This window comes from Nocardia carnea NBRC 14403, from assembly GCF_000308515.1.
GTDB classification, from domain to species: Bacteria; Actinomycetota; Actinomycetes; order Mycobacteriales; family Mycobacteriaceae; genus Nocardia; species Nocardia carnea.
Window position 1 is genome coordinate 1 of record NZ_BAFV01000043.1, and the last position, 23,523, is coordinate 23,523.

The following is a 23,523-nucleotide window of genomic DNA, read 5'->3' on the forward strand; positions in this document are numbered from 1 at the left end:
TCACCCGTCTGACATACCCCGCGCGCCGGCTTCCGGAGGGCACCGGCCCGGGGCCACGCCGCGCAGTGGCCGACCGGGCGAACACCGGCACACATCTGCCGGTGCCACCACCAGTGGAACTCGGAGACCGCGGCATATCCCGCACGACCCCGGCTGCTGCTCGATGACACAGCGACCGGGGGTCGGGTATCGGGTCCGTTGTGGCTAGCCGGCACCTGCCTCGGTGACCGCCGCGCCGGTCGCACCGTTGGTCTCGGCCTTGGCCTTGTTCTGCGGCCGGGCATCCAGCCCTGCTTCCTTGCGCTGTTGCGCGGTGATGGGCGCGGGCGCGTCGGTGAGCGGATCCACGCCGCCGCCGGTCTTGGGGAAGGCGATGACCTCGCGGATCGAGTCGAGCCCGGCGAGCAGGGCGACGATCCGGTCCCAGCCGAAGGCGATACCGCCGTGCGGCGGGGCACCGAAGGCGAAGGCGTCCAGCAGGAAGCCGAACTTCTCCTGGGCCTCGGCCTCGCTGATCCCCATCACCTGGAAGACGCGTTCCTGCACATCCTTGCGGTGGATACGGATACTGCCGCCACCGATCTCGTTACCGTTGCAGACGATGTCGTAGGCATACGCGAGGGCGGAACCGGGATCGGTATCGAAGGTGTCGATCGACTCCGGTTTCGGCGATGTGAAGGCGTGGTGCACCGCCGTCCACGACGAATGCCCCAGCGCCACATCACCGCTGGCGGTGGCATCGGCGGCGGGTTCGAACAGCGGCGCATCCACGATCCAGACGAACGACCACGCGTTCTCGTCGATCAACCCGCCCCGCTGCGCGATCTCCGACCGGGCCGCGCCGAGCAGGGCGCGCTGTGCCTTGGCCGGTCCGGCAGCGAAGAACACGCAATCGCCCGGCTGGGCACCGACATGCGCGGCCAGCCCTTCCCGTTCGGTGTCGGTGAGGTTCTTGGCGACCGGGCCGCCGAGCGTGCCGTCCTCACCGATCAGCACATACGCCAGCCCCTTGGCGCCGCGCTGTTTGGCCCACTCCTGCCAGGCATCGAGCTGGCGCCGCGGCTGGCTCGCGCCGCCGGGCATGACGACAGCACCGACATAGGGTGCCTGGAACACGCGGAACGGTGTTTCGGCAAAGTATTCGGTGCATTCGGTGATTTCCACGCCGAACCGCAGATCCGGTTTATCGCTGCCGAACCGGCGCATCGCCTCGGCATAGGTCATATGCGGAATCGGGGTCGGGATCCGGTAGCCGATGAGTTCCCACAGCGCCACCAGGATGTCCTCGGCCAGCAGGATCACATCCTCCTGGCGCACGAAGCTCATCTCGAGGTCGAGCTGGGTGAATTCGGGCTGGCGGTCGGCCCGGAAGTCCTCGTCGCGATAGCAGCGCGCGATCTGGAAGTAGCGTTCGATACCGCCCACCATGAGCAGCTGTTTGAACAGCTGCGGGCTCTGCGGCAGCGCGTAGAAACTCCCGGGCTGCAGCCGCGCCGGGACCAGGAAATCGCGGGCACCCTCGGGGGTCGAACGGGTCAGTGTCGGGGTTTCCACCTCGACGAATTCGTGGCGGGCCAGCACCGAGCGCGCGGCGGCGTTCACCCGCGACCGCAGGCGGATGGCATGGGCCGGAGCCTCGCGGCGCAGGTCCAGGTAGCGATACCGGAGCCGGGCCTCCTCGCCGGGCTGCTCGTCGAGCTGGAACGGCAGCGGGGCACTTTCGTTGAGCACCTCGAGCTCTTTGACGTTCACCTCGACGGCGCCGGTCGGCAGTTCGGGGTTTTCGTTGCCCTCGGGACGCTGTTCGATCACACCGACGATCCGGACGCAGTACTCGGCCCGCAGCCGATGCGCCTGCTCGGCCGCCGCACCTTCCCGGAACACCACCTGCGCCACCCCGGAGGCATCGCGCAGATCGATGAAGATCACGCCACCGTGGTCACGCCGCCGCGCCACCCAACCGGAGAGGGTCACGGTCTGACCGGCCTGTTCGGCTCGCAACGAACCGGCCAAGTGGGTGCGCAGCACGGGATTCCTTTCGACGTTCGGAGCACACCGGGACGGCCACCGGATGCGGTTGCCATCGTAGTGTGCCCCGGCGGGCGGACTGAAACGGATATATTGCCAGCACCAGCAAAGTCGCAGCAACTACGTTCTCAGACGGGATGCTCGCATGACCTTCAACGAACGTGTGCAGATCGACCCCGGCCGCGCCTCTTCCGGTGGCGGCCCCGGTCGCGGTGGCAAACTGGCCCTCGGCGGCGGTGCCGGCGGGCTGGTCGTGCTGGTCATCGCCTTGCTGCTGGGCGGCGATCCCGGGTCGACGCTCGGCCGATTCACCGGCACTCAGGACACGGGGCAACGCGAGGTCACGGCCGGCACTCCCGAGCACTGCCGGACGGGCGCCGACGCGAACACCTACGTGGACTGCCGGGTGGTTCTGACCGCGCAGAGTCTCGATGCCGTATGGGATGAGCAACTGCGGCAACAGACCGGCGTCGCCTACGAACAACCCGGGTTACGCCTGTTCACCGGCTCGGTGTCCACCGGCTGCGGGTATGCGACCAGTGCGGTCGGCCCGTTCTACTGCCCGGCCGACCGGACCGCGTACTTCGATGTCGGCTTCTTCCAGGAACTCGTGGACCGCTTCGGCGCCGCGGGCGGGCCGCTGGCACAGGAGTACGTCGTCGCGCACGAGTTCGGCCACCACATCCAGACCCTGCTCGGCGATATCGGCCGGGCCCAGCAGGATCCGCAGGGCCCGGAATCAGGGGCGGTACGCACCGAGTTGCAGGCCGACTGTTACGCCGGTATCTGGGCGCATTACGCCGACCGCACACCCGCACCGGGCTCGGACACACCGTTGCTGCAATCGCTCGACGATGCCGATATCCGGGATGCGCTGTCGGCGGCGGCAGCAGTCGGCGACGACCGTATCCAGGAGGCGGCACAGGGCCGGGTGAACCCGGAGGTGTGGACGCACGGTGCGGGCGAGCAACGACAGAAGTGGTTCCTCGCGGGGTACCGCACCGGCGAGGTGCGGGCCTGCGATACCTATTCGGCGACGGATCTGAACAATCCCCAGGGCCGGCGTTGAGCCGGTGCTTCAGAACTGACTGTCGTAGCCGGCGTCCTCGTCGGGATCGACCGCCCCGATGACCTCCGGCGCCGATTCGCCCAGCGGCCCGGTGAGGTCGTCGTTACCGGTCGCGCTGCGGTACGACTCGACCGTCCGGCCGTGTTCCTCTTCGTTGTTGCGCTGACCGGCCGCACCTGCCGCACCGCCACCCATGAAACCACTGGACGCGGGGTTCGTGGCCGCGGGAGCCATACCGGTGGGTAGCGCGCCCGGCCGAACCATATTGCCGATCGGCGGCGTCGTCGCGCCGGGAACACCCGGTACCGATGGCGACCCGGGCAGGCCAGGGGTGCCGCCCGGCGCACCACCGGTCGACAAACCCGGGCTGCCGCTCGGCATACCGGGGCTACCCGGCATACCCGGGCTACCGGTACTCAGCCCGGCCGCGGTGGTCGCCGCGGGCTCACCGGTCGCCGAGCCCAGCACGGATTCCAGGCCCGACGGGTCCGAGGCGAGGCTCTGCGCCTGCTGCAAGATCGGTTCACCGACGCTCTGCGCCACTTGCTGGGCGGCCTGGGCGGCCTGCTGTCCGTCCACGCCGAGCATCTGCTGCACCACACCGCTCAGTTCCGCGGTTTTACCCGCGAGGTTCCCGCGCGTGATGTTGGTGACCGTCACGGCCTCACCCAGATGTTGGGTGGCCGAGGCGATGAGCGCGGTTTGTGCGGGCGGGGTCATCACGACCGGTGCGAGAGCAGTGGCCTGGGTGAGGAACGACGCGGCGATGGTGGTGAGTTGCGAATTTCCCTGCTGCACCACCGCGGCCGCGGCCTGCGTCATGGCCGAGATGTCGAATCCGCGCTGGCTGGTCTGCACGCCGGAATTGTTGGCTTCCTGCCCGGCGGTCTGGGCGGTCTGGGCGGCCCCGCTCTCCCACGACTGCCCCATGGCGGACAGGCTGCTCTTACCCACACCCATCGCCACCTCGATGACCTGGGATGCCTGGCTGAGGATGGCAGTGGGGTCCAGCGCACCGATGACACCGGTCCCGAAACTGCTCAGCAGATCGCGGATGGGCGCGAACAGCACGTCGATTCCGGGTAGCGCAGGCAGGGCGGCGCCGTTGAGCAGGGCACCCACCGGATCGGACGGTAAGGCGGGTGCTGCCGCGGCGGGAACGCCCGCGGCCGCACCTGCGGGCGCGGCCACACCGGCGGCTGCCGCGGCCTGACCGAGGAGGCCCTGGGCCGTGTCGATCACCGGGGCCGCCGCCTGGTTCACGACGCCCAGCACATGACCGGCCTGCGCGGATACGTCTTCGACCGCGCCGGACAGGATGTCCTGGGCCTCCGGTGCCCCGCCGGCGAGCCCGGACAGTCCCGGAACCCCGCCCGGCATACCGGCCGTTGCGGGCCCGTCCTCGGAAATGCGCTGGGACAGCACGAATTCCGGCGATTCGACCGGCGCTTCCCCCTCCGGAAGCTGAGCCAGCGGAACATCCTGGATCGCCGCACCGGGATCTGGGGCGGTCGCCGGGGCCGCGGTCACAGGGATATCGGCGGGCGCGGCGGGAACGGCGTGCTGCAACTCGGGAGCGATGAGGCCCGCGGTACCTGCGCCGTTGTCGAGCGGTTTCACAGTGCGCCCCCTGCCGTACCGAGCGCGCCGGCGGTGCCGTCGTCGGTGACGTCGTAATTGAGCGCGGAGGAGAATGCCGCCTGGGACAGGTGCTGGTATTTGGCCGCGAGATCGTTGATATCGCGGGTTTGCAGCACCTGCGCCGCGGCGAACATGGCCAGATAGTCGGCGCCGATCAAACCGAAGACCGGCGCCAGCGTGGCGGCGTCGCGCACCGCGTCGAAATTGGCGACACCGGAGATCTCGGTGCCGATCCCGGCGTTCGTGGTACCGAATACCCGCAGCGCTTCGGTTTCCACCGAGGTATTACTCATCGGGCTCCCCCCTGACTCATCGTGAACATCATCGCCACCGCGTGAAACTTATCGTGTGCCACAACGACACGCGCCCCTGCGGCATCAAATGGTTGCCGCCCGAATATAGCCCACCCCGGCGGTCCCGGACGAGACCGCGCCTCGCCACAAAACTAGAACAGGTTGCAATTTAGAACGAGTTCTATATTCTCGTCCGCATGAAGGTCGCAGTGACCGGCGCAGCCGGCTACCTGGGTACGAATCTCCTCTCGCTGCTCGCCGAGCGCGGCGACGAGATCACCGCCATCGACCGGGTGGCCCCCCGGCAACCCGCCGCGGCGAACGTCACCTGGGTGAGCGCCGATGTCCTGGATCCGGCTTCGATGCGCGCCGCCCTCGACGGTGCCGAAGTGGTATACCACCTGGTCGCGGTGATCACCCTGGCGGACAAGAACGACCTCGCCTGGCGGGTGAACACCGAGGGCGTACGCGTGGTGGCCGAGGCCGCCCACGCGGTCGGCGTGCGCCGGTTCGTGCATGCGAGTTCGATCCACGCCTTCGACCAGTACAGCTGCGGTGGCTCGATCGACGAGACCACCCTGCGCTCCACCGACACCGGCCTCCCTGTCTACGACCGATCCAAATGGGCCGGTGAGATCGAACTCCGGAAGGTGGTCGAGTCCGGCCTGGACGCGGTGCTCTGCAACCCCACCGGCGTATTCGGTCCCGCCGACCACGGGACGCCGTTGTCCCGGATCAACCGTTACCTGCGCGACGCCGCCCGCGGCCGCATCCCCGCCATGCTCGACGGCGGCTTCGATCTGGTCGACGTCCGCGATGTGGCACGGGGCCTGGTCCTCGCCGGCGAGAACGGTCGCACCGGGGAGAACTACCTGCTCGGCGGCGAGATGATCTCCATGCTCGACCTCTGCCGGATGGCCGCCCGGCACGGCGGCAAGAAGGGGCCACGCTTCTCCATCTCGACCAAACTCGTCTCGGGGCTGATTCCTGCGATGGAACCGATCGGCAAACGCCTGGGTACCGATGTCTTCTCCAAGGCCGCACTCGGTGCACTGGTGTCGGCACCGCTGGTCGACCACGGTAAAGCAACCCGCGAACTGGGATACCAGCCACGGCCGACCGACGACACCGTGCGCGATCTGGTGGCCTTCTTCGCCGACCCCCACGCCCCGCTACCGGATTTCACCCCGACTGCTTGACAGCGGTTAGAACGCGTGTTCGACTGGTCGCGTGCGGTGGCAGAACCAAACCCTGGGCGCCGACGACGGCGCACTGCCCGGCCTCGGCCGGGCCGGGTTCGCCCGCACCGTACAGACTCCCGACTTCGAAGGCATCACCTTTCACGAGGTGCTCTGTAAAAGCGCGCTGAACAAGGTTCCCGACGAATCGAATCTACCGTTCCGGTGGACGATCAACCCGATGCGCGGGTGTTCGCATGCCTGTCGTTACTGCTTCGCCCGCGGATCGCACGAATACCTCGAACTCGATGCCGGAACGGATTTCGACACCCAGATCGTGGTGAAGACGAATATCGCGGCGGTGCTGCGGCGCGAACTCACCCGCCGTTCCTGGCACCGGGAGCAGGTCGCGCTCGGTACCAATACCGATCCGTACCAGCGGGCCGAGGGCCGATACCGGTTGATGCCCGGAATCATCCGGGCCCTCACCGATTCCGGCACACCGTTCTCGATTCTCACCAAAGGCAGCCTGCTGCACCGGGATCTACCGCTGCTGAGCCTGGCCGCACGCGAGGTCGGCGTGCATATCGGGATCTCGCTGGCCCTGCTGGATCCGGAGTTGCAGCGCGGCCTGGAGCCCGGTACGCCTACACCGCGGGCCCGGCTCGATCTCGTCCGCGCCTGCGGTGACGCCGGTTTCGCGGTCAACGTGATGGTGGCGCCGGTGATTCCGTACCTCACCGACGGCCGGGCTCAGCTCGACGAACTGTTCGGCGAACTCGCCGCGGCCGGCGCGAAGTCGGCGGTGGTCATCCCCCTACATCTGCGCGGCAGTACGCGTGGCTGGTTCCTGGGCTGGCTCGCCGACAACCATCCCGCGCTCCTGCGCCGATATCGGCAGCTCTACCGGCGCGGTGCAACGGTCGCACCCGAATACGCGTCGTGGCTGCGGGAACGGGTCGATCCGCTGCTGCGCGAGCACGGCCTGCGCCCGGAAGAACCACGCCCCCCAGAAGCCCGTCCGGCACCGGAACCCGCCGATACGCCACAGCTGGAACTGTTCGCCTGAGTACCCGCGCGCGAGGTTCGGCAGGCCGGTGTCGGCTTCCTTGACACGGCACAGAAAGCGCCGCCGAAGGCCTTGCTCGCCGCCTACCCGGCGAGGTCGCGTGGCGAATTCGCGTGTGGTGACGGGAGCGCCCCGGCCGGATAATAGACCGGACACCAGTCCAGTCGTCTGTCTCGACGTGATGACCGTACAACAGACTTCTGAACAAGCCCGCTAGCTGCAGTTTCGTCTCAGCGGTCGGCCGGACGACATTTCCGGGCTGCCCCGACGGACCGCGCCCGCGGCGCACCGGACGCGCACTTTCCCGGCGCGGCGACCCCCGGCAGGGGTAGGTTGGCGGCTGGTAGCTCATTTCGACGAGGAAGTGAAGCACGCGTATGGTTTCGCACCCCGACAACATCGCCCCGTCCGATGCCACGCCGGCCGAAAATACCTCCGGCCCAGCTGTACTGGATCGCGTCGTCATCCGGTTCGCGGGTGATTCCGGTGACGGTATGCAGCTCACCGGTGACCGGTTCACCCACGAGGCGGCGGCGTTCGGCAACGATCTGGCCACTCAGCCCAACTTCCCGGCCGAGATCCGGGCTCCGCAGGGCACCCTGCCGGGTGTGTCGTCGTTCCAGATCCAGATCGCCGACCACGATATTCTCACCGCCGGCGATCAGCCGGATGTGCTGGTCGCGATGAACCCGGCGGCGCTGAAGGCCAACCTGGCCGAGTTACCGCGCGGCGGCACTCTGATCGTCAACACCGACGAATTCACCAAACGCAACCTCACCAAGGTCGGCTACACCGCCGATCCGCTGGCCGGCGAGGACCTTGCGGATTTCGTCGTGCACCGGGTCGCCATGACGTCGCTGACCCTGGCCGCCACGGAATCGGCGGGTGTGGGCAAGAAAGACGGCCAGCGGGCGAAGAATATGTTCGCCCTCGGCCTGCTGTCCTGGATGTACGGGCGGCCCATCGGCGGCACCGAGAAGTTTCTGCGGGAGAAGTTCGCCAAGAAGCCGGAAATCGCCGAGGCCAATATCCTCGCCTTCCGGGCCGGCTGGAACTACGGCGAAACCACCGAGGCCTTCGCCACCACCTACCGGGTCGCCCCGGCCGCCCTGCCCGCGGGTACCTACCGGCAGATCACCGGGAACACCGCCCTGGCCTACGGCCTGATCACCGCCGGATCGCTGGCGGGGATCCCGCTGTTCCTCGGCACTTATCCGATCACACCGGCCTCCGATATCCTGCACGAGCTGAGCAAGCACAAGAACTTCGGTGTCACCACCTTCCAGGCCGAAGACGAGATCGCCGGGATCGGGGCCGCCCTGGGCGCCGCGATCGGTGGCGCACTCGGGGTCACCAGCACGTCGGGGCCGGGTCTGGCGCTCAAGAGCGAAACCATCGGGCTGGCGGTGATGACCGAACTGCCGCTGGTGATCGTCGACGTCCAGCGCGGTGGCCCGTCCACCGGTTTGCCGACCAAAACCGAACAGGCCGATCTACTGCAGGCCCTCTACGGCCGCAACGGCGAATCCCCGGTCGCGGTGCTGGCGCCACGTTCGCCGGCCGACTGCTTCGCCACCGCGGTGGAGGCGGCCCGGATCGCCCTCACCTACCGGACGCCCGTTCTCCTGCTGTCCGACGGGGCCATAGCCAACGGATCCGAGCCGTGGGCCATCCCCGACGCGAGTGAACTCGAACCGATCGACCCGGCGTTCGAGGCAGCGGGCGATGATGACTTCCAGCCCTATGCCCGCGATCCGGAAACCCTTGCCCGGCCCCTGGCGGTCCCGGGGACCGCGGGGCGGGCCCACCGGATCGGCGGCCTGGAGAAGGCCGACGGCAGCGGTGACATCTCCTACGACCCGGCCAACCACGAACTGATGGTGCGGCTGCGCCAGGCCAAGATCGACGGGATCTCGGTACCGCCCGCCGAGGTCGACGACCCGGACGGCGCGGCGCAGGTTCTGCTCGTCGGCTGGGGCAGCTCCTACGGGCCGATCGGCGAGGCCTGCCGCCGTGTCCGCCGCCGCGGGGCACGGGTCGCCCAGCTGCATCTGCGCCATCTCAATCCGCTACCGCCGGATCTCGGCGAGGTCTTGCGCCGCTACGACACCGTGGTGGCGCCGGAGATGAACGGCGGGCAGCTGGCCTGGTTGCTGCGGGCGAAGTACCTCGTGGACGTGCAACCATGGACAAAGGTGGCGGGAACGGCATTCTCCGCCCAGGAACTGGTCGGCGTGATCGACGCGGCACTGGACGGCACACTGGCCGAACTGGAGCAGAGCAAGGCCTTCACCGCGCGAGCTCGAGCGACCTATCGGAGGAACGGGGGCGCATCATGACCATTATCGATACCTCGCCGACCGGGGCGGACCTCGGCATCACACCGGTCTCCGGAACAACCGGCGTACCGGCTGCGGACGGCCCGCAGAAGGCCAAGGACTACACCTCCGACCAGGAAGTGCGCTGGTGCCCCGGCTGCGGTGACTATGTCATCCTCGCCACGGTTCGCGGTTTCCTGGCCGAACTCGGCCTGCGCCGGGAGAACCTCATGTTCGTATCGGGGATCGGCTGCTCCAGCCGGTTCCCCTACTACCTCGACGCCTACGGGATCCACTCGATCCACGGCCGGGCCCCCGCCATCGCCACCGGGCTGGCGGTGACCCGCCCGGATCTGTCGGTCTGGGTGGTCACCGGTGACGGGGACGCGCTCTCCATCGGCGGAAACCACCTGATCCACGCCCTGCGCCGCAATGTGAACATGACCATCCTGTTGTTCAACAACCGGATCTACGGGCTCACCAAGGGGCAGTACTCCCCCACGTCCGAACCGGGCAAGGTCACCAAATCGACGCCCATGGGCTCGGTCGATCACCCGTTCAACACCCTGTCGGTCGCTCTCGGCGCGGAGGCGACCTTCGCCGCCCGGGCCCTGGACTCCGATCGCGCAGGACTCACCGAGGTGCTGCGCGCCGCCGCCGAACACCGCGGTACCTCGTTCGTGGAGATCCTGCAGGACTGCCCGATCTTCAACGACGGTTCCTTCGACGTGCTGCGCCGCGGCGACAGCGAATCCCGCCTCGTCCCGCTGCGGCACGGCGAACCCCTGCGCTTCGGCGCCGACGGCGAATACGCGGTGGTGCAGCGCGGTTTCGGGCTCGCCGTAGCACCGGCGGCGGAGGTCGCGGAGACCGATATCGTCGTCCACGACGCCCACCGCGACGATCCCGAGTACGCCTACGCCCTATCGCGTCTTTCCGACCAGGATCTCGATCACGTGGTCACCGGTATCTTCCGGGCCGTTCGGCGACCGACCTACGACGACGGAGTCCGGGCGCAAACCACCGCGGCCCAGGAGAAGACCCCGGTCGGCCCCGACGCGCTGCAGCGCCTGCTCACCGGACCGGAGACCTGGACCGTCTGACCGACGCGGTCACCGCTCCCGTGCTCCTGGCCGGCCCGGAGCCACCCGCGATTACGGCTGCCCTCAGCTTTTCGGAGTTTCGCGCCGTCCCGGCCTCTTCCGCATGCTCACGCATCCCGGGGCGAGTCACCCACTCAGTACAGGGCAGCGATCTCCTGGTCGGTGAGGACGATCGCGGCGACGTAGTCCTTGGCGCGCGCCGCGGTGACCGCCCGGTACAGCGGGCGCTCCGAGAGTGCGGCATCGCGGGCTTCGGCGCGTAACTGGTGGACCAGCAGGTCGGCGACCGCGAGACCGGCAGCGAGTTCGCTGCCGGTCAGAGCGTCGGCGAGCCGGCGCAGGCCCAGGATATGCAGTTCCCGACCGCTGCCTGCATCGGTGTACATGGCCAGCGGTACCAGTTGGCGATCCGGGCCGGCCGTGAGCCGCAGGATCACGCGACTGAGGCGGCCGGGGTGGACCAGCAGTTCCACACCGGTCACGGCGGGAACCCGCAGCTGCCGGGTCCGCCACAGTGTGCGCGCGTACAGTGTGTTCCCGGCCAGCCACAGGCGCCGGCGCCGGACCGCCAGGACGTACCCGCCGGCCGGTACCGCCACCACGAGCGCCGCCACCACTCCGGCGACCGGTTCCAGGAACAATCCGGCCACCAGACCGACAACCAGGGCAAGACATACCGCGACGAGCACCAACCGGCGGAGGACAGGCGCAAACATCTCGGGTGCAACCAGGTCCAGCCCGGTTCGCTGATCGGCATCGGGTGTGGGCGAATCGGTCACGGTAGCGCTTTTCGGTCCGGTGGCAGGGTCGCCCGCACAGTACTACGGGCGGTCGGACAGCGTGGTGACGATATCCGCCAGCGGGATCTGGCGTTGGTCACCCGTGCTCATATCCTTCAGTCCGATGGTCTGCTCGGCCAGATCACGATCGCCGAGGATCAGCGTGTAGCGGGCACCCGAACGGTCGGCAGCCTTCATGGCCCCCTTGACCCCGCGGTCGCCGTAGACCAGGTCGACACTGATACCGGCGGCCCGGAGTTCACCGGCCAGTACCACCATCTGCTGTTTCGCAGCGTCCCCGAGCGGCACCCCGAATACCTCGCAGCGCGCCGGATCGCCCGCGCCGACCCCTTCGGCGGCGAGCGCCAGGACGGTACGGTCCACCCCGAGCCCGAAACCGATACCGGACAGTGCCTGCCCGCCGAGCTCCGCCATCAGGCCGTCGTAGCGGCCGCCGCCACCGATCCCGGATTGCGCGCCCAGACCATCGTGCACGAATTCGAAGGTCGTCTTCGTGTAGTAGTCCAGACCGCGCACCATCCGTGGGTTCAGCACATACGGAACGCCCAGCGCGCCGAGGTGAGCGAGAACCCGGTCGAAGTGGTTCTTCGCCGATTCGGACAGGTGGTCCAGCATCAGCGGGGCGTCGGCGGTCATCGCGCGTACCTCGGGCCGCTTATCGTCGAGTACGCGCAGCGGGTTGATCTCGGCACGGCGCCGGGTCTCGGCGTCGAGGTCGAGACCGAACAGGAATTCCTGTAACCGCTCGCGGTACTGCGGGCGGCAGGTCTCGTCGCCGAGCGAGGTGATCTCGAGCCGGAACCCGGTGAGGCCCAGGCTCCGGAAACCGGCGTCGGCGACCGCGATGACTTCGGCGTCCAGCGCGGGATCGTCGACACCGATGGCTTCCACCCCGACCTGCTGCAACTGCCGGTAGCGGCCCTTCTGGGGGCGTTCGTAGCGGAAGAACGGGCCCGCGTAGCTCAGCTTCACCGGCAGCTGACCTCGGTCGAGGCCGTGTTCGATCACTGCGCGCATCACCCCGGCGGTACCTTCCGGCCGCAAGGTCACGCTGCGCTCGCTACGGTCGGAGAAGGTGAACATCTCCTTGCTCACCACATCGGTGGACTCACCGACGCCGCGCGCGAACAGTTCGGTGTCCTCGAAGATCGGCAGCTCGATATGCCCGTACCCGGCGAGTCGGGCGGCGCGGAGCAGGCCGTCGCGTACCGCGACGAACTCGGCCGAACCGGGCGGGACATAATCCGGCACCCCCTTCGGGGCGGAGAAGCTGCTGGTCTTGGTCACGGTGAACCAGTTTCCCCCACCCGGCCCGGTCGAGTCCAACCGGTTACGGCCGAACGGGGTACCGCAGCGGGGAGTCCCGGGCGATATCCGGGGGCGCACAGCCGGAGATGGCAGACTCTAGTCCCGGAACCAACAGACCAGAAGCGACCGGCCGGGCCCGGGCCCGGCCGCCGCACGGGAGGAACGTGGTAGTGCCGAGCAACGAACAGCGCCGAGCGGCGGCGAAACGCAAGCTGGAACGACAGCTCGCCAACCGGGCCGAACGCGCGCGCAAGCGTAAGCAACTCACCATCGCCGGATCCGCGGTCGGTGTCGTCGTGGTGATCGCCGCGGTGACCGGTGTGTATTTCCTGACCCGCGGCGGAGACAACGCCGATAACGCCGCCTCGCAGACACCCGATGCCTCGCTGTCCAGTACGCCGGGTGCCGCACCGCCGCCGCCCGCGGCGGCGAAACCGGCCAGTGTGAGTTGTGTCTACAACGACACCCCCGAGCCGGCGGCCAAACCGGTGGAGAAGCCGCGCACGGAGGATATCCAGACCGGCGGCGACAACGCGACGCTGAGCCTCAGCGTGGATACCAACCACGGCCCGCTCGGGCTGACGCTGAACAATGCCGAATCGCCGTGCACCGTGAACAGTTTTGCCAGCCTCGCGGGCCAGGGCTATTTCGACGGCACGGACTGCCACCGTCTCACTCAGGGTGACGGGCTGAAGGTATTGCAGTGCGGTGACCCGACCGGTACCGGTACCGGCGGCCCGGGCTATCAGTTCGACAACGAGTACCCCACCGACCAGTACCCGCCGGAGGATCCGGCCCTGTCGGAGCCGATCAGCTATAAGCGCGGCGTACTGGCCATGGCGAATGCCGGACCGGGCACCAACGGTAGCCAGTTCTTCATCGTCTACGGCGATTCGATGCTGCCGCCGAACTACACGATCTTCGGTACCGTCGACGAGGCCGGTCTGGCCACGCTGGACACCGTCGCCGGGATCGGCCAGGACGAATCCAACGGTCCGGGCGACGGCAAACCGAACCAGCCCGTGACGCTGAATTCGGTACGGATCGACTGAGTTCGGCGGGCGGGTTCGCCCCCACGGCGAGCCCGTAGATATATGCTGGTCGGCGTCAGGTAGTACAGACTGTGCCCCTGTTTCTCGGGTAATCTCGAAAGTGGGAGTGCGCGTGACCATGTCGCGCTCATCGGTCGCCGTTCGGGCCGGTGCGCTGCCGGCGGGATCTTCCGGAGGGCGGATCCCGGCGGACCGTTCGCGGGTCGGGTGGCGAATCCCGATCCGCCCGGCGGCCCCGCTGCCGCCGGGCACCATGAATACCCATAGTGACCACCGCAGTATCGGGAGCAGCCATGTCCGAGGATATCGACGATATCGGCCGGGAAACCGCGGCCATGATGAAGACGATGTTGCAGATCGCGACCCTCGTCGCGCTGAAAACCCGGGAGCGTGGTCAGCGTGAGGCCGAGGCCCGCGTGAAGCTCACCGAAGCACGGGTGAAAGAGGCCCGGGAACTGCAGATCCGGGAGGCACGCGATGCCAAATCCAAGGATCCCCGCAACCTCGCATTGGCCCAGACCATTTCGCGGGCCTCGGCCGAGGTGAAACCGGGCTCCTCCGTCCCGCAACGGGAAACGAGCGGTTATCGCGGGGTACAACTGGAGAAGGACCGTGTCTCGCTGGAAAGATTCGCGGAGAGATCCGAACAGGTGACCGAGGCAGCGACAGCGGTGAGCTACGACTCGGTCGAACGCCGGGCGGCATTGGCCGCACATCTGTCCAGGATCGGGATCGCCCCGGAACTCGCGGCGGCCCGGATGCTGGTCGAGGTGGGCCAGGCAGGCCCGGCCAGCGAAGCGGCCCGCAACCGCCCGGACCGGACCCCCGCGGTCCAGCGTGCCCGGGAACAGGAGCTCAGCCGCAGCCGCGGACTGGAGCGGAGCCGGTAACCGATTCCGGTGATACGCGGAGCAGTGTCGCCCGCCTCGATCGGCACTACGAGAAAACGCCCGTCACCGACGGGCGTTTTCTCGTGCGGTAGAGCAGTACCACGACCGGTCAGCGCCGCGGATCCTCGATATCGATTCGACCGGAAGGTTCGGATTCCCCGGCCGGGCGGTCACCGTTGTCGACCGGTTCGCTGAACAGCCCCTGCGGCGGCGCCGCCAGCGGCAGAGGATCGAGCCGGTCCTTGTGCCCGTTGCGCACGCTGCAGTACTTGAACGGCCCGCGCGGGTCGAGCAGAACCGCCATGTGCTGGTCGGCATGGTCGAGGAACCATACGCTCATACCGGTGGCCGGGTCCTGCCGCAGATGCTCCCAGGCCCGCCATACCGCGTCGAGCCGCACCACGGCCTCGGTGTGCTGCCACCATTGCGGGCACCAGACGGTATCGCTGAGATCACTGACCTGGCGGCGGTAGACAACGCTGAGGTAGTTCTCGACGAACTCCACCACGTTCTCGTAGACGAGCTGTCCTTGCTGTGGGGGGGTCTCGGTCACAGCGGGCGAACCTCCTGCCTGTCTCCCGGGCCGTTGTCGGGTCCGGGGGGTGTTTCTCCCGGTCCGCTATCCGGTCCCGGGGGTGTTCCTTTGATGAGCGACGGAGACCCGATGAGATCGGGGATACGGGTTTTCTGCTGCGGATCATGCTGTTCGATGGACTTCTTCACCAGCGGCGCATATTCGCCCTCCCACCATGGCACAGTCCGCACCAGGACGGGCGGAGCCCCGGACGAGAACACGATGGCGCGACCTCGCGGCAAGGTGGCCAGTGCCTGTACCGAGAACGTCTTCGACGATCCCAGCGACCGTGAGTAACTCTTACCGCCCTTGGATTCCGACACCGACCCCGATATGGCCGAATGCTCGCCGATGGCCTCCGAACGCTCCCGCAGGAAATTCGCGTCGTCGACACCGCTGCCGAACACCTTGATATTGGCGGCCGACCAGAGGGCGTTCATTCCGTCGTCGCCCCAGCACCGGGCGCCCTGCGCCCAGGACTGCAGCACGGTCATCACCACGATGCCGCGTGACCCGAAGTGGCTGTACTGCTTGGGCAGATCCTTCCAGCGCACCACATTCGCGGCCTCGTCCAGCACGGCCAGCAGCGGAATCGGCAGCCGGCCGAACGCCGACCGCGAAGCCTTGCGCATCGCGACATCGATAACGGCCTCGGTGAGCGCGCTCACCAGCGGGGCAGCGGAACCGCGCCCCTCGAGTGACAAGCTGTAGAGCGTCCCGTTGTTCTCGATGAATTCCAGTTCGTCGAACTGGGCCCGGTCTCTTTCGTTGGGATCCGTCCGCGGCGTCACCCATTTGTGCACATTGCGCAGTTTCAGGCAACGCACCATTTTCTTGGCGGTACTGAAGATTCCGCTCCGTGTCCGTGGATCGGCGTCGTACTGCGCGCGGAGACCGGATGCCGAGAAATTGTGCCCCGCATTGGCCAGCAGCACGACGGGATCGCGATCGTTCGGGTTTGTCACCCATTCCCAGATCTGCGTGATGGGCATCCTGCCGACTGCCGCGGCCAGGAAGAGACCCGCCAGCAGATCTTCGGCCTCGGGGTCGAAGAAGTTGTCCTTACCGGAATCCGCACCGCTGTCGGCATCGGCGAAATGCCCGGCAAGCCGCGCGGCCCGCATCTCACAGCCGTCGCTGTGCGCGTCCACCCAGTCCAGCGGGTTCCAGTACCAGATGGGTTCCTCGGCCGCGACGCCCTGCGGGTCGAAGACGAAGGTCCGGCTTCCCTTGGCTTCGCGGACATCCCGGGTCGCATCCACGACGTCGCGTTTGTTGGAAGTCGCCAGGACCGGGCCGATAGCACTGAGAATCGCCGGAATGACCCGCGAACTGGACTTCCCCTGCCGCGGGCCCCAGATATCGAGGTGCAGATCCTCGTAGGAGCCGTACAGCATCGAGCCGTCGGCGACAGCGACCCCGATCGGCACCCCCGGCGAATCGTCGGAACCGAGCCGCACACCGAGCTGTCCGGCTTTTTCCCGGACACCGGCCTCGGTCAGGGCGGCGATGGCGCCGCCGTTGCCCATGACATCGGCCTTGTCGTCCACTGCCAACCGGCCGATACTGCGTTTGGCGGCGGACCGCCGCCGCCACAGGACGAACCCGACCAGCGCGGCGACGACCAGCACCAGGATCACCGTGGCTCCGGTGGGCCAGCGCAGTTCCCCCTTGACCATTCCCGCGACGATGGCGATCGGATTGACCGGCATATCCTGCTTCTGCAGGGAGAGCATATTGCCCAGATGTAGCGCCACCCAGACTGTGGCCAGGACCGCGCCGCCCACGTATATCGCGATGAGGGTCAGGTCCGGGCCGGGGACGGCCGGATCCTTCACCGGTTTCTTCTTCGCCATACCTGCCTCCTCAGTGGTCCCCGCCTGTGGTCACCGGTAGCCGTCGAGCCGCCAGCCCGCGGGCGTCTGCACCACGGTCGCGATCACGGTGGCCGGCGCCAGGGGTTCCTCGCGGCCGTCCGGGTAGACGACGGTCTGCTCGATTCCGATCTTGTACTGCCGCACAGCGGGATCCGGCCCGGCCGGCGGCCGGTCCCCGGACGCGAAGGTGAACGATTCGACCCGCGCGCCCGCCGCCGCCCATTCACCCCAGCGCAGCGAAACACCGGGCACAGCCGCGGTATCCGTGGGCGCGTCCAGTACCCGGACCAAGCTGGGGCCCAGGAATCTCCGTGCCCGCTCCAGCGAATCGCCCGGAACCTCGGTACCCGGTTCCCACCGGTAGATCTCCCGCAACGCGGCGACGGCGACTCCGTCGGGTGTCGTGGGATCCGGTGCGGGGACAGCCTCCAGCCGCCGCGGGGTGGAAACGGCCGGTCCGCCTGCCGGTCCCGCGTCGTCGCCACCCCCACAGCCGCTCAGCATCGTGATGCCCAGCATCAGCGCCACCACCAGTCCCGCACCGGCACTCGTCTTCCGCCTCCAGGTTAACCGCCACAACGCCGAACGAGTCGCCGATCCGCGCGTGTTCACAGCACCCTCCTCGCTCGGGCATCACCGGGGACCGGCGCCTCGGCCACCCCACCCGCAGCATTCGCCGTCACCGCGGGGGCCGCATGGATCATCTGCCCGTTACCGGCGTAGACCCCGACCCGGGCGGGGCCGCGTTCGGCGAATTCGCTGAAGACCAGATCGCCCGGCTGGATTTCGCCGATCGACACCTCGGTTCCGGCCTCCCACTGCTGTTCCGCGGTGCGTGGTAGCGAGACCTCACCGCCGGAGGCCGCGAATACCGCGGCCGAGGTGAGCCCCGGACCGTCGAGTCCACCGCTGCTGGGCCCCTGTGGCCCGCCACCACCCCAGACGTACGGGGTGCCCAGCCATTCGTGTGCGGCTCGGACGATTTCGTCCCCGCCGGTGGCGTCGGTATCGGGGGTGAAGCGGCCGGAGGCGCCCGGGGCACGGTATTCCGCCTCCATGGACAGGATATTCGCGACGTACGGCTGGGTTTCCGAATAATGGGCGGCGAACTGGTTGGGCATCCCACCGGAGGCAAGTACCGCCCCTTCGCCCGCGTTGTAGGCGGCCAGCGTCAGCGCGACCACATCGCCGTGCACCCGTCCCTCGGCCATCCATCCGTTGATCTTGTGCGCAATCGCGCACATATACCGTCCCTGGCCCATGATGGCGTCGCCGTCGTCCCATACGCTGGCCATCCCGTTGCCGTCGGCGTCGATGACATAGGGCTGCCCGTCATCGGGGTTCGTACTGGTGGCGGTACCGGGCAGGAACTGCGCGAGACCCTGCGCTCCGGCCGGCGAGGTGAGGCCGCGCCGGAAACCGGACTCCTGACGGCCCTGTGCGGCCAGCAGCGACGGGGTGACCTCCGGGCACAGGGAACCCGCCCGGCGGTACCAGATCTCCAGTTCCGGCGGCACCTTCCCGTCGGCCAGCGCCCCACCGGGCGTACCGAAACCGCGTACGCACTCCGGGTCGGTCGAATAGGCCCGGGCACCGCCGAGGTCGGGAGTCGGCGCGCCGTCGAGCCAGGGCACCGGATCGATCTGCCGGCCACCGGTGAACCGGCCACCGGGCACGACCTCGAAATGCAGGTGCGGGCCACTGGATTCACCGGCCGAGCCGACCGACCCGATATGCTGACCGGCCCGCACCTGCTCCCCCACTCGCACCAGCACCCCGTGGTCCCACATATGTCCGTACACCGCCGAGAACGCGCGGCCGTTACGCGGATCGGTCGAATCGACCACGATCCAGTTCCCGAAGCCGGATGCCGGACCGGCGGCCACCACCACTCCGTCGGTGACCGAGAAGATCGGTGCGCCGTCGGGCGCTGCCAGGTCGATTCCCTTGTGGCCGCCGCCGCGCGAGCCGAAGACATCGGAGATCGAAAAGGTTCCGGCGGCCATCGGCCAGGTGCGGTCCAGCGGCCCGGCCTCGGCCGCGAGTGCGGGTGTGGCGGTGGCGGCGGGGTTGGGGGTGGCACTGGGAAGATCGCCCGCCGCCCGCGGATCGCCGCCCGGCGGAACCGATCCGCTCGGGTCCACTACCGAGCCCCCTTCGCAGGGGTCGTCGACGGCGGGCATCACGATGACCAGGATCATCGTCATCAGCCCGAGTACCACTCCGAGCGCTGTCCACAGCGCCGATTTCGCGTTCACGGCCGCGCCTGATTCACGTGTGGCGCCGGCTCTCGTTCAGGGTGTCGGCCAGCGCCCGGTTCACTTCGGCGGCCGCGGCCAGCTGTTGTTGCAGCAGGGTGACCTTGCGCCGCAGGGCGGCCGCATCCATCCGGTCCAGCCCCGGCCCCTCCGCGGCCCGCACCCAGTTGCGCACCGAATTCGTGTGCACCCCGATCTGTTCGGCCACCACCCGGCACGCTTCCGATTCGCTGCGCAGTTTGCCGGCCAGCGCGACGACCTGTTTCACCGCGGCGGCACGCACTTCGGGCGATACTCGCCGATACGACCGGTGCGGCATCATGAACCGCTCCCTCCCCCGGGATACGCACCGTCGCCGGATGCGGCCCCGCGGGCGCCGGAGCGGCCGGGATGCGCGGTGAATTCGTCGAACCGCTGGTTGGTGTCGTGGATTCCGCTGAGTCTCTCGGCCGCGGTGAATTCCATATGGAACGGGATACCGGGCCGGCGGTCCTCACCGATCTTCAGCAGGAATTTGCCGGTACCGGGTGGGGAGGGCCGTACCTGGCCCGGTTTGAGCGCCTCTCCGGTCAGCGCCTGGGGAGCCGACCAGCTGGTCACCATCTCCTCCTCGGCGGCGGTGAACGGCACCGTACTGTCCAGTCGTTTGATTTCCTCGGCGGGCAGGGCGCCGAAGATCTTGGCGCGCGCGCGTTCCAGGAAGCCCAGTGCTTTGGCGATGGCCGCCTCCGAGCCGAGCGACTGCAGATCCTTGATGGTGTGGCTGATCATGATCAGCGCGGTGGCGATACCGCGCTGCAGACGGGTGAGTTCGTCCACCCGGTCGACCATGAAATCGCCCAGCCCCAGCACCTGCCACAGCTCGTCCATCACCACTTGGAAGTACCGCTGCGGGGCCATCCCCGCATCGGTGAGGGTATGCGCCGCCTCGACCGCGGCGAAACCGTCGGCCCAGCAGGCCAGCATGACGGCGGCCTTGAGCTTCTTGTCGCCGTTGGGGATATGGGAGACATCGATGCATACCGCCACCGAATCGGTATCGATCGGTACCGTGGTCTGGCCGTTGAACACCGCACCGAACGGCCCCTGTGTCAGGGCCCGCAACGAACGGCGCAGCCCCCTGATCGCCTCCTGGTATTCGCTCGCGCTGTCCGCGCCGGCGTCCAGCATCATCTCCTCGCCGCCGTCGACGATGACCTCGAGCAGGTTCTCCATGATCGGCGGCCGGTCCGGGCTGTACCCGCTGCCCGGCCGGTACAGGATCCCCAGTGCGGTGGAGATCAGCGTCTCCTCGTAGTCGCGCACCCGGGCCCCGCGCACGAGTTCCACCAGGCCCGCGATCAGCGTGACCTGCCGGGCGTGCAGGTCCTGCAATACCTGACGCTGCAATTCGGGGTGCTCTGCCAACCGCGGCACGATATCGCCCAGGACCCCGCCGGCCAGTGGATTGAGTTTGCCGTGCCCGTATCCCAGGTCGATCACCTGCCCGCCGACCAGCTCGACCAGACGCCGATAGTCGGGTTTGACATCGGCGAGGATCAACGGGGTGATGCTCTGCGCGACCCCGCCGAGCACGATCCGGCGCACCAGCGACGACTTGCCGAAACCGTTGAGCCCCAGTACGAAAAGGCTGGGCGCAGTGATGAAACTGCCGCGCATGAACCAGTTCATCGGATCGAAGCAGACGGGCGCGCCGGTATGCAGATGCGAACCCAGCGGGGTCCCGATCAGCGGTGCCCCGGCACCGACGGACCAGGGCCACAGCCCGGCCACCTGCGCGGTCGTGGCCCGGTACTCGACCGGGCGGCCCACCACATTCATCCGGCCGCCGCCGGCTCCCACATAACCACGCTCGGTCAATTGCGCGGTTTGCCGGTCGAAGCCGTCCTGGAATTCCTGTTCCGCGCGAGCTTCGTAGTTGCGGCGGCGGATATCGTCGGTACGCACCCGGAAGGTAGCCCAGGCCGCGCGCAATCCGGCACCCTCGCGGCTGAGTTCCTCCAGCCGGGACCGGGTCGCCGGATCGAGCAGCGGCGGACCCGACTGCTTACGCTTCTCGGCCCGGACTTTCGCCCGGCGCGCGGCCTTGTCGAATTCCGGGGTACCCATCGCCCGGTCCGCGGTCGTATCGACCCGGGTGCGGCGCACTCGTTCCCGGTTCGCCGCACCCCGCTCGCGCGGGACCCGGCCGCCGGGATCGGCGGTGCGCGATGTCGCGCCCCGTCGTTCGGTACGCGAGCCGCTGCCCTCGCGCCGCTGACCGGTCGCCGAACCGGGTTCGGCGTCCCGGCCGCGCCGGTCCTCGTCCCGGCCCGATCGTGTCCGCTCGCCGGTGGCGACCCGGACCCGGTTCCGTTCCCGCAAGGGGGGCTCGTGCTCGCGTACCATCAGTCGTTCACCCTGCCAATGCTTTCGGAATGGTCGCGTGCTCGGGCAAGATCACCCCGCAGCCGAGCGATGCCGCGAAGGCCGCGGCCTGGTAGCGGTAGCACCGGCGGATCTTCAACCGGGCCTGGGTCGACAGGTCGCGGGTGATGGCTTCGATCCGCGGCAGATCGCCGCGCATGGGTTCGGTGATGGTGACCAGCGCACCGAACCGGGTGACACCGTGCCCGCGGGCCTGTTCCTCACGGGCCTGCTGGGTCGCGCCGACCCGCAAGGTCGCCGAGGCCGATACCACGCCACGTTCGCTCTGCTGCGCGACCAGGGCATTCTTGAAATCGTCGTCCACGATCTCGGCGGCGTCGGCGGCCGAATGCGGCCGGTACACGATGGCGATCCGCTTGCGCGGCACCTCCGGGTTCGGTGCGAGCAGGCGCTGCAGAACTCGTTCGTCCACGGCCCCCTCGGGCGCGGTATCCATCTCCCAGGTGACCGACCGGCCGCCGTCGTGGATCAGATGATCCCATTTCTCGTCGTGCGATACCGGGCCCGCATCCGCCCAATCCAGGCCGTGGCCTTCGGGTTCCCCGGCGGCCACCTCGAGGTCGGCCTGCGAGGCCGGGTCGTAGCTGCGCCGGATGAAACCGATGACCTCCTCGGCCGACATCGGCTGGGCGCGTACCCCGGCTTCGGCGAGCGCGGAGCAGATACCGGGAAGGCGACGGCCGATCTCGACCGCTTCCTCGGCCGGATTCTTCCGTCGTTCCGCGGTGGTCGCCTTGAAGGTGATCGCGACCCGCGGCAACAGCTGCACCCGTTCCTGCGGGAGTTCGGTGGCCAGTTCGTACATCACCTGCTGGGCGAGATCGGGCGATTCCGGCCGGGTGATCGTGGAAACCTCGGTGAGCAGCCGGTTCCCGGTCTCCGGCACGGTATCGATCACCGGAACGACGGCGACGATATCGCTGGTCTGGCCGACCGACGCCAGGAATGTGCCCCAGGCCGAAACCCAGCGGTCGATCACCGGCTGGTCCACCGCCTCGTGACCTTGCGGCCACGCGCGCAGCACCACCGTGTACTGCGCGAACTGGGGTAGGTGGATCATTCCGAAGCTGTAACCGCCGGCGTCGATACCCTCGTAGAGTTTCGACGGGGCGAGCAGACCGGGCAGGCGGGTGAAACCGCCGGGCACCCGGGAGAACCGGCCGCCGCGGTACACGTGCTCGCCGCGGCTGCGTGAACGCATCCAATGGAACATCATCAATCCCGTCTCGTAGCCCGAGCGCCCCCCGTGCCGCATGACCAGGGGCGCCATGATCACCACACCGGTCCCGCCCACGATGGCGCCCCATTGGAAACCGCCGACCATGGCGACGACCAGTGCGGTGATGACCACCACGAAGCCGAGCACGGTCTCTTCCCAGCGCAGGCCGAAAAGCCCGGCGCTGCGCGGTTTCTGCCACAGCCCGTAGGAGCGGCGTTCGTAGGTTTCGGTGCTCGTCATCGCGGGATGGTGCTCCTACCGAGGTCGGGGGAACGGTTGGTCCAGCGGTCACCCGCGACATCGCCCATGGCTTGATCGGCGCGGGTCATCCCGGAGGTCGCAGACCGGGCGGCGCCGATTCCGCTCGCGACACGGGACGAACCGGACGGTACACCGCCGCCGCGTGGTGGTTCACCCGA

The 23,523-nt window shown here is 68.4% G+C and carries 19 protein-coding genes and 1 pseudogene; 7 read left to right on the plus strand and 13 right to left on the minus strand.

The genetic code is table 11. The features are described 5' to 3' along the window. Nucleotides 1–204 precede the first annotated feature (204 nt). Complete coding sequence (gene aspS / locus ON22_RS15975; protein WP_033241591.1) at nucleotides 205–2,028, minus strand: aspartate--tRNA ligase; 1,824 nt, start codon at nucleotides 2,026–2,028, stop codon at nucleotides 205–207. A 145-nt stretch (nucleotides 2,029–2,173) separates the two neighbouring features. On the opposite strand from aspS, the gene ypfJ reads away from it, so the two are divergent. After that, on the plus strand, nucleotides 2,174–3,097 hold the full coding sequence (gene ypfJ / locus ON22_RS15980; protein ID WP_033241590.1) for a KPN_02809 family neutral zinc metallopeptidase: 924 nt from the start codon (nucleotides 2,174–2,176) through the stop codon (nucleotides 3,095–3,097). A 9-nt stretch (nucleotides 3,098–3,106) separates the two neighbouring features. Here ypfJ and ON22_RS15985 read toward each other — a convergent pair whose 3' ends face one another. Further along, on the minus strand, nucleotides 3,107–4,717 hold the full coding sequence (locus ON22_RS15985; RefSeq protein WP_033241589.1) for a hypothetical protein: 1,611 nt from the start codon (nucleotides 4,715–4,717) through the stop codon (nucleotides 3,107–3,109). Then, nucleotides 4,714–5,031 carry a type VII secretion target gene (locus ON22_RS15990; protein ID WP_033241588.1) on the minus strand — a complete coding sequence of 106 codons (318 nt, stop codon included), beginning with the start codon at nucleotides 5,029–5,031 and terminating at the stop codon, nucleotides 4,714–4,716. The genes ON22_RS15985 and ON22_RS15990 overlap by 4 nt, the downstream gene beginning before the upstream one ends. 197 nt (nucleotides 5,032–5,228) lie before the next feature. On the opposite strand from ON22_RS15990, the gene ON22_RS15995 reads away from it, so the two are divergent. From ON22_RS15995 to ON22_RS16010, 4 genes are all read left to right on the plus strand, one after another. Next, nucleotides 5,229–6,230 (plus strand): NAD-dependent epimerase/dehydratase family protein, encoded by a 1,002-nt coding sequence (locus ON22_RS15995; protein ID WP_033241587.1) that lies wholly within the window; start codon nucleotides 5,229–5,231, stop codon nucleotides 6,228–6,230. 31 nt (nucleotides 6,231–6,261) lie between these two features. Further along, nucleotides 6,262–7,278, plus strand: a complete 1,017-nt coding sequence (locus tag ON22_RS16000; RefSeq protein ID WP_033241586.1) for an Rv2578c family radical SAM protein — start codon at nucleotides 6,262–6,264, stop codon at nucleotides 7,276–7,278. A 377-nt stretch (nucleotides 7,279–7,655) separates the two neighbouring features. Then, nucleotides 7,656–9,617, plus strand: coding sequence for a 2-oxoacid:acceptor oxidoreductase subunit alpha (locus ON22_RS16005; protein ID WP_081595612.1), 1,962 nt, complete (start codon nucleotides 7,656–7,658; stop codon nucleotides 9,615–9,617). Next, nucleotides 9,614–10,699 carry a 2-oxoacid:ferredoxin oxidoreductase subunit beta gene (locus tag ON22_RS16010; RefSeq protein ID WP_033241585.1) on the plus strand — a complete coding sequence of 362 codons (1,086 nt, stop codon included), beginning with the start codon at nucleotides 9,614–9,616 and terminating at the stop codon, nucleotides 10,697–10,699. The genes ON22_RS16005 and ON22_RS16010 overlap by 4 nt, the downstream gene beginning before the upstream one ends. A 134-nt stretch (nucleotides 10,700–10,833) precedes the next feature. On the opposite strand, the gene ON22_RS16015 is transcribed toward ON22_RS16010, so the two are convergent. Together ON22_RS16015 and hisS are read right to left on the minus strand one after the other, a co-directional pair. After that, the gene (locus tag ON22_RS16015; RefSeq protein ID WP_033241584.1) at nucleotides 10,834–11,478 is read right to left on the minus strand and encodes a hypothetical protein; all 645 of its coding nucleotides are present in this window, start codon (nucleotides 11,476–11,478) and stop codon (nucleotides 10,834–10,836) included. A gap of 42 nt (nucleotides 11,479–11,520) precedes the next feature. Beyond that, on the minus strand, nucleotides 11,521–12,786 hold the full coding sequence (gene hisS / locus ON22_RS16020; protein WP_033242304.1) for a histidine--tRNA ligase: 1,266 nt from the start codon (nucleotides 12,784–12,786) through the stop codon (nucleotides 11,521–11,523). Between the two features lie 191 nt (nucleotides 12,787–12,977). Between hisS and ON22_RS16025 the strand changes: the two genes are divergently transcribed. Next, nucleotides 12,978–13,859 carry a peptidylprolyl isomerase gene (locus ON22_RS16025; RefSeq protein ID WP_033242303.1) on the plus strand — a complete coding sequence of 294 codons (882 nt, stop codon included), beginning with the start codon at nucleotides 12,978–12,980 and terminating at the stop codon, nucleotides 13,857–13,859. Nucleotides 13,860–14,152: 293 nt separating this feature from the next. Then, entirely contained in the window at nucleotides 14,153–14,749 is a 597-nt protein-coding gene (locus tag ON22_RS16030; RefSeq protein WP_033241583.1) for a hypothetical protein, read from the plus strand. Between the two features lie 109 nt (nucleotides 14,750–14,858). Here the strand turns inward: ON22_RS16030 and ON22_RS16035 are convergent, their stop codons facing one another. From ON22_RS16035 to ON22_RS37565, 8 genes and pseudogenes are all read right to left on the minus strand, one after another. Continuing rightward, complete coding sequence (locus tag ON22_RS16035) at nucleotides 14,859–15,302, minus strand: DUF4913 domain-containing protein (protein ID WP_051157691.1); 444 nt, start codon at nucleotides 15,300–15,302, stop codon at nucleotides 14,859–14,861. Next, nucleotides 15,299–17,179: a type IV secretory system conjugative DNA transfer family protein gene (locus tag ON22_RS16040; protein WP_033241582.1), complete on the minus strand. Its 1,881-nt coding sequence runs from the start codon at nucleotides 17,177–17,179 to the stop codon at nucleotides 15,299–15,301. Before ON22_RS16040 ends, ON22_RS16035 begins: the two co-directional genes overlap by 4 nt. Before the next feature lie 30 nt (nucleotides 17,180–17,209). After that, complete coding sequence (locus ON22_RS16045) at nucleotides 17,210–17,719, minus strand: hypothetical protein (RefSeq protein WP_169332467.1); 510 nt, start codon at nucleotides 17,717–17,719, stop codon at nucleotides 17,210–17,212. Between the two features lie 89 nt (nucleotides 17,720–17,808). Next, a complete protein-coding gene (locus tag ON22_RS16050; RefSeq protein WP_373280866.1) occupies nucleotides 17,809–19,407 on the minus strand; it encodes a peptidoglycan DD-metalloendopeptidase family protein in 1,599 nt (532 codons plus the stop codon). A 64-nt stretch (nucleotides 19,408–19,471) separates the two neighbouring features. After that, nucleotides 19,472–19,780: a transposase gene (locus ON22_RS16055; RefSeq protein WP_033241579.1), complete on the minus strand. Its 309-nt coding sequence runs from the start codon at nucleotides 19,778–19,780 to the stop codon at nucleotides 19,472–19,474. Next, on the minus strand, nucleotides 19,777–21,846 hold the full coding sequence (locus tag ON22_RS16060) for a hypothetical protein (protein WP_033241578.1): 2,070 nt from the start codon (nucleotides 21,844–21,846) through the stop codon (nucleotides 19,777–19,779). Before ON22_RS16060 ends, ON22_RS16055 begins: the two co-directional genes overlap by 4 nt. Nucleotides 21,847–21,853: 7 nt before the next feature. Then, the gene (locus ON22_RS16065) at nucleotides 21,854–23,344 is read right to left on the minus strand and encodes an SCO6880 family protein (protein WP_033241577.1); all 1,491 of its coding nucleotides are present in this window, start codon (nucleotides 23,342–23,344) and stop codon (nucleotides 21,854–21,856) included. Next, nucleotides 23,341–23,523: pseudogene (locus ON22_RS37565) on the minus strand (hypothetical protein); the annotation flags it as partial. The gene ON22_RS16065 and the pseudogene ON22_RS37565, both read right to left, overlap by 4 nt.

Excerpts from the sequence above, each read along its gene's own strand:
- ypfJ (WP_033241590.1), top strand. The coding sequence starts at position 2,174 with ATGACCTTCAACGAACGTGTGCAGATCGACCCCGGCCGCGCCTCTTCC.
- ON22_RS15990 (WP_033241588.1), bottom strand. The coding sequence starts at position 5,031 with ATGAGTAATACCTCGGTGGAAACCGAAGCGCTGCGGGTATTCGGTACC.
- ON22_RS15995 (WP_033241587.1), top strand. The coding sequence starts at position 5,229 with ATGAAGGTCGCAGTGACCGGCGCAGCCGGCTACCTGGGTACGAATCTC.
- ON22_RS16005 (WP_081595612.1), top strand. The coding sequence starts at position 7,656 with ATGGTTTCGCACCCCGACAACATCGCCCCGTCCGATGCCACGCCGGCC.
- ON22_RS16010 (WP_033241585.1), top strand. The coding sequence starts at position 9,614 with ATGACCATTATCGATACCTCGCCGACCGGGGCGGACCTCGGCATCACA.
- ON22_RS16030 (WP_033241583.1), top strand. The coding sequence starts at position 14,153 with ATGTCCGAGGATATCGACGATATCGGCCGGGAAACCGCGGCCATGATG.
- ON22_RS16040 (WP_033241582.1), bottom strand. The coding sequence starts at position 17,179 with ATGGCGAAGAAGAAACCGGTGAAGGATCCGGCCGTCCCCGGCCCGGAC.
- ON22_RS16045 (WP_169332467.1), bottom strand. The coding sequence starts at position 17,719 with ATGCTGGGCATCACGATGCTGAGCGGCTGTGGGGGTGGCGACGACGCG.
- ON22_RS16050 (WP_373280866.1), bottom strand. The coding sequence starts at position 19,407 with ATGACGATGATCCTGGTCATCGTGATGCCCGCCGTCGACGACCCCTGC.
- ON22_RS16055 (WP_033241579.1), bottom strand. The coding sequence starts at position 19,780 with ATGATGCCGCACCGGTCGTATCGGCGAGTATCGCCCGAAGTGCGTGCC.
- ON22_RS16060 (WP_033241578.1), bottom strand. The coding sequence starts at position 21,846 with ATGGTACGCGAGCACGAGCCCCCCTTGCGGGAACGGAACCGGGTCCGG.
- ON22_RS16065 (WP_033241577.1), bottom strand. The coding sequence starts at position 23,344 with ATGACGAGCACCGAAACCTACGAACGCCGCTCCTACGGGCTGTGGCAG.